Below are 5,905 nucleotides of genomic sequence, written 5' to 3' on the forward strand. Positions count from 1 at the left end.
CCTCACCGACGCCGACCTCGACGCGCTGAAGCGGCACGACGCCATCCTGCTCGGCGCCATCGGCGACCCGAGCGTCCCCTCCGGCGTCCTGGAGCGGGGCTTCCTGCTGAAGCTCCGCTTCGCCTTCGACCACCACGTGAACCTGCGGCCGTCGAAGCTCCTGACGGGCGTGGCCACGCCGCTCGCGGGACAGCCCGAGATCGACTTCGTCGTCGTCCGCGAGGGCACCGAGGGCCCCTACACCGGCAACGGCGGCACCATCCGCAAGGGCACCGAGCACGAGGTCGCCACCGAGGTCTCGGTGAACACGGCGTTCGGCGTGGAACGCGTCGTCCGCGACGCCTTCGCCCGCGCCCAGGCCCGCCCCCGCAAGAAGCTCACGCTGGTCCACAAGAACAACGTGCTGACCTTCGCCGGCCACCTGTGGACGAACGTCTTCAACCGGGTGGCCGAGGAGTTCCCCGAGGTCACCACCGACTACATCCACGTCGACGCCGCGACGATCTACCTCGTCACCGACCCGGCCCGCTTCGACGTGATCGTCACCGACAACCTCTTCGGCGACATCATCACCGACCTCGCCGCGGCCGTCTCCGGCGGCATCGGCGTCGCCGCCAGCGGGAACATCAACCCGTCCGGCGCGTTCCCGTCCATGTTCGAGCCCGTGCACGGCTCGGCACCGGACATCGCGGGCCAGGGCAAGGCCGACCCCACCGCCACGGTCCTGTCCGTCGCCCTCCTGCTGCGCCACCTCGGCCACGACGCCGAGGCCGCCCGCATCGAGGACGCCGTCTCCGCCGACCTCGCGGAGCTCCCCCGTAGCCTTAAGGGCACGGGAGGTACCCCCACCGGCCGGCCCGCGCGCAGCACCTCCGAGATCGGCGACGCGCTCGCCGTACGCGTAGCCGGCTGACCGGGCGCGCTCACTCGACACCACACGAAGCCGCCGGTCGCTCACCGCCCGGCGGCTTCGTCACGTCCCGCCGGGTGCCACCCCCGACCACCGGGCCGCAGCCACCTGTGTTCCCTCCGCCGCCGCCTCCGGGCGATAATCGAACGCGGAGCCGCGGAATGAGGGAATGCTCGGACGTCCCAGCACTGGCCACCGGCCGTACGGGCGTGAGCGCGGCCCGTCACTACAACCGGTGAAGGACAACCACTCATGACGACGCCCACGATCGAGCTCAAGCCCTCCGCCCACCCGCTCTCGGACAGTGAGCGGGAGGCGATCCTGGCCAATCCGGGATTCGGCCGCCACTTCACCGACCACATGGTGACGATCAAGTGGACCGAGGGTCGGGGCTGGCACGACGGTCAGCTCGTCCCGTACGCTCCGATCCCCCTCGACCCGGCGACCCACGTCCTGCACTACGCGCAGGAGATCTTCGAGGGACTGAAGGCCTACCGTCGGCCCGACGGATCCGTCGCCACCTTCCGGCCGGAGAAGAACGCCGAGCGGTTCCAGCGCTCCGCCCGCCGCCTCGCGATGCCCGAGCTGCCGGTCGAGACGTTCCTCGAGGCGTGCGACGCGCTGGTCGGGCAGGACAAGGCCTGGGTTCCGGCGCACGGCGGCGAGGAATCCCTCTACCTGCGCCCCTTCATGATCGCCACCGAGGTCGGACTGGGCGTCAAGCCCGCCAACGAGTACCTGTTCCTGGTGATCGCCTCCCCGGCCGGCGCCTACTTCCCCGGTGGCGTGAAGCCGGTCTCCATCTGGGTCTCCGAGGACCGCGTCCGTGCCGTCCCCGGCGGCATGGGCGACGCCAAGACGGGCGGCAACTACGCCGCCTCGCTGCTCGCCCAGGCCGAGGCCGCGGCCGCGGGCTGCGACCAGGTCTGCTACCTCGACGCCGTGGAGCACACCTGGGTCGAGGAACTCGGCGGCATGAACCTGTACTTCGTCTACGGAGACAGGATCGTCACCCCGGCCCTCACCGGCTCCATCCTGGAGGGCGTCACCCGTGACTCCCTGCTGAGCGTCGCCCGCGACCTCGGCTACGAGGCCGTCGAGGAGCGGGTCTCGCTCGAGCAGTGGCAGCGCGACACCGAGAACGGCACCCTCACCGAGGTCTTCGCCTGCGGGACCGCGGCCGTCATCACCCCCGTCGGCACCGTCAAGCGGGCCGGCGGCGAGTGGCGGCAGAGCGGCGGCGAGCCCGGCGAGGTCACCCTGCGCCTGCGCCGGGCCCTGCTCGACATCCAGCGCGGCACGGCCGAGGACAAGCACGGCTGGATGCACCCGCTGGGCTGAGCGCCCGGCCCCGGCCATCACGCGCCCGGCCCCCGCGGACACCCGCGGGGGCCGGGCGTTCGCGTGCCCCCGGCCGCCGGAGGCCAGGACCCCCGATCACCCCGGTCGGACGCTCCGGTCGCCGCGGTCCGCACCCTCAGGTCACCCGGCCCAGGCCCCCCGGCCGCCGCGCACAGGGCTCCGGATCGGCACGGGCCGGGCTCCGGACCCGGGCGGACCGGACACCTCACGCCCGCATCCTGAGACGGACGGTGATCGCGGCACCGCTGTGTGCCACACTTCCCCCGTGCTCTCGTTCGCCACGATTATTGGCAGCAGGCGCGCCGGTCCGCAGTGACCGCACGTACGACACCGTACGGGCGGACACCGTCGTCCTCGACCCGCGCGCAGACCTCTCGCACCCGCGAGGGGTTTTTCTGTTTCCCGGCCCACCTCCAGCCGGGAACCCGGCGCGAGGGACCATGGAGGGACGGTGGAACCGGTCATTCCGGTAGACCGAGATCCGACCTCAGGAGCCTTCAGACCATGACCGCAACCAGCGAGCCCGACGACTCGTTCCACGTCTTCGACACCACCCTGCGCGACGGCGCCCAGCGGGAGGGCATCAACCTCACCGTCGCCGACAAGCTGGCCATCGCACGGCACCTGGACGACTTCGGCGTGGGCTTCATCGAAGGCGGCTGGCCCGGCGCGAACCCGCGGGACACCGAGTTCTTCGCCCGTGCCCAGCAGGAGATCGACTTCCGCCACGCCCAGCTGGTCGCCTTCGGCGCCACCCGCCGCGCGGGCACGACCGCCGCGGAGGACCCGCAGGTCAGGGCCCTCCTCGCATCCGGCGCACAGGTCATCACGCTGGTCGCCAAGTCCCACGACCGCCATGTCGAGCTCGCCCTGCGCACCACCCTGGACGAGAACCTGGCGATGGTCCGCGACACCGTGGCCTTCCTCAAGGCCGAGGGCCGCCGGGTCTTCGTCGACTGCGAGCACTTCTTCGACGGCTACCGCGCCAACCCCGAGTACGCCAAGTCCGTCGTCCGCGCCGCCCGGGAGGCCGGCGCCGACGTCGTCGTCCTGTGCGACACCAACGGCGGCATGCTCCCCGCCCAGATCCAGGCCGTCGTCGCCACGGTGCTCGCCGACACCGGCGCCCGGCTCGGCATCCACGCCCAGGACGACACCGGCTGCGCGGTGGCCAACACCCTCGCCGCCGTCGACGCGGGCGCGACCCACGTGCAGTGCACGGCCAACGGCTACGGCGAGCGCGTCGGCAACGCCAACCTCTTCCCGGTGGTGGCCGCCCTCGAGCTCAAGTACGCCAAGCGGGTCCTGCCCGAGGGCCGGCTGCGGGACATGACGCGCGTCTCGCACGCCATCGCCGAGGTGGTCAACCTGACCCCCTCCACCCACCAGCCCTACGTCGGCGTCTCCGCCTTCGCCCACAAGGCCGGCCTGCACGCCTCCGCGATCAAGGTCGACCCGGACCTGTACCAGCACATCGACCCCGAGCAGGTCGGCAACACCATGCGGATGCTGGTGTCCGACATGGCCGGCCGCGCCTCCATCGAGCTCAAGGGCAAGGAACTCGGCATCGACCTCGGCGGCGACCGCGAACTGGTCGGCCGGGTCGTGGAACGGGTCAAGGAACGCGAGCTCAAGGGCTACACGTACGAGGCCGCCGACGCGAGCTTCGAACTCCTGCTGCGCGCGGAGGCCGAGGGCGGGCCCCTGAAGTACTTCGACGTCGAGTCCTGGCGCGCGATCGCCGAGGACCGCCCCGACGGCACCCACGCCAACGAGGCCACGGTCAAGCTCTGGGCCAAGGGCGAGCGGATCGTCGCCACGGCCGAGGGCAACGGCCCGGTCAACGCCCTGGACCGGTCCCTGCGCGTCGCCCTGGAGCGGATCTACCCGCAGCTCGCCAAGCTGGAGCTCGTCGACTACAAGGTCCGCATCCTCGAGGGCAAGCACGGCACGCAGTCCACCACCCGGGTCCTGATCTCCACGTCCGACGGCACGGGGGAGTGGTCGACGGTGGGCGTCGCGGACAACGTCATCGCCGCCTCCTGGCAGGCCCTGGAGGACGCGTACACGTACGGTCTGCTGCGGGCCGGAGTCGCACCGGCGGCCTGACCCGGCCGGGCCGGCCCGGCGGGGGCGACCCGTGGCGACGCGTGAGCCGCGCGTGCCGCCCGGGAAACCCGTGCCGGGCCGGATGCCCGTTTGCGCCCCGGTTCGGGTAGCTTCGAACATATGAAGGACGCGCTGACGCGTACCCTCGTACGCCTGCTGATCGTGCCGGTGGCCGCCGCCCTGGCGGTCCTGATGGCCGGTGCGCCGGGCGCGCACGCGGCCACCGACCTCTCGACCGTGGCCCGGGCGCTGCGCGAGAGTCCCGTCTACGTCGACCCCGAGGCGACCGGCATCCTGTCCGCGTCGGACGCCGAGGCCCTCGCGGACAAGATCGAGGACGCGGACAAGCCCGTCTTCGTCGCGGTCCTCCCGGCCGGGTACCCCACGCAGGACCTCTTCCGGAACCTGCGCACCGAGACCGGGATCACCGGCCTGTACGGCATCCGTCTCGGCGACGCGTTCGACGCGCGCGCCGACGGCAGCGTCCTGAGCCGCCAGGGTGTGGGGAACCTGGTCACGGCCGCGCAGGGCGCGGGCGACGCCAAGGCCCAGCTGAACGACTTCGTCGACGACGCCCTGCGCAGCATCGACGGCTCGGCGCCGGCCTCCTGGAACGAGGGCGGCGGCGAGGTGCCGGTCGGCGGTCTGATCGCCGTCGGCACGGTGGTGGCGGTGGGCGGCGCGGGCGCCTACGCCGTGGTCCGCCGCAACCGCAGGCGCCACGAGGAGGAGCAGCGGGCCGCGCTGGAGAAGCTGCGGGTCGTGGTCGACGAGGACATCACCGCGTTCGGCGAGGAACTCGACCGGCTCGACTTCCACCCCGGCGAGCCCGGCGTCGACGACGCCATGCGCGCGGACTACGAACGCGCGCTGGACTCCTACGACCTGTCCAAGCGGCTGATGGCCGGGGCGGAGCGGCCGGAGGACGTCCGGGGGGTCACCCAGGCCGTGGAGGACGGCCGCTTCGCGCTGGCCGTCCTCGCCGCCCGCCGCGAGGGCCGGGCGCTGCCGGAGCGCCGTCCGCCCTGCTTCTTCGACCCGCGCCACGGCCCCTCGGTGGCGGACGCCCACTGGACGCCCCCGGGCGGCGCCGTGCGCGAGGTCCCGGTCTGCGCGGCGGACCGGGACCGCCTCGCCGACGGCCGGGACCCGGCCGTCCGCGAGGTCGACACCGACTCCGGGCGGCGCCCCTACTGGGAGGCGGGCCCGGCCTACGGCCCCTGGGCCGGCGGCTACTTCGGCGGTGGCGTACTGCCGGGCCTGCTGGTCGGCACCATGCTGGGCAGCATGATGGCGAGCCCCGCCTACGGGGCCGACTACGGCGCCGGCTACGGCGACTTCGGCGGGTACGGCGGCGGCGACGTCTCCGGTGCCGACTTCGATCCCGGGGACTTCGGCGGCGGTTTCGGGGGCGGCGACTTCGGTGGTGGCGGCTTCGGCGGCGGAGGGGACTTCGGCGGCGGGTTCTGACGTGCCGCCGGCCGGTCCGGCGGGGGCCCGGCAGGCCGGGCCGGCCGGTGGGGG

At 73.1% G+C, this 5,905-nt stretch carries 4 protein-coding genes; all 4 read left to right on the top strand.

The window, feature by feature from the left end; genetic code table 11:
* On the top strand, positions 1–913 hold a 913-nt coding region (locus AOK18_RS20425; protein WP_055695309.1), incomplete at its 5' end, for a 3-isopropylmalate dehydrogenase.
* Positions 914–1,162: 249 nt separating this feature from the next.
* Entirely contained in the window at positions 1,163–2,251 is a 1,089-nt protein-coding gene (locus AOK18_RS20430) for a branched-chain amino acid aminotransferase (protein ID WP_055574136.1), read from the top strand.
* Positions 2,252–2,776: 525 nt separating this feature from the next.
* On the top strand, positions 2,777–4,381 hold the full coding sequence (gene cimA, locus AOK18_RS20435) for a citramalate synthase (RefSeq protein ID WP_055570645.1): 1,605 nt from the start codon (positions 2,777–2,779) through the stop codon (positions 4,379–4,381).
* A 120-nt stretch (positions 4,382–4,501) separates the two neighbouring features.
* Entirely contained in the window at positions 4,502–5,851 is a 1,350-nt protein-coding gene (locus AOK18_RS20440) for a hypothetical protein (RefSeq protein ID WP_055695310.1), read from the top strand.
* Positions 5,852–5,905: the final 54 nt, after the last annotated feature.

It is taken from the genome of Streptomyces prasinopilosus, assembly GCF_001419695.1.
Taxonomy (GTDB): Bacteria; Actinomycetota; Actinomycetes; order Streptomycetales; family Streptomycetaceae; genus Streptomyces; species Streptomyces prasinopilosus.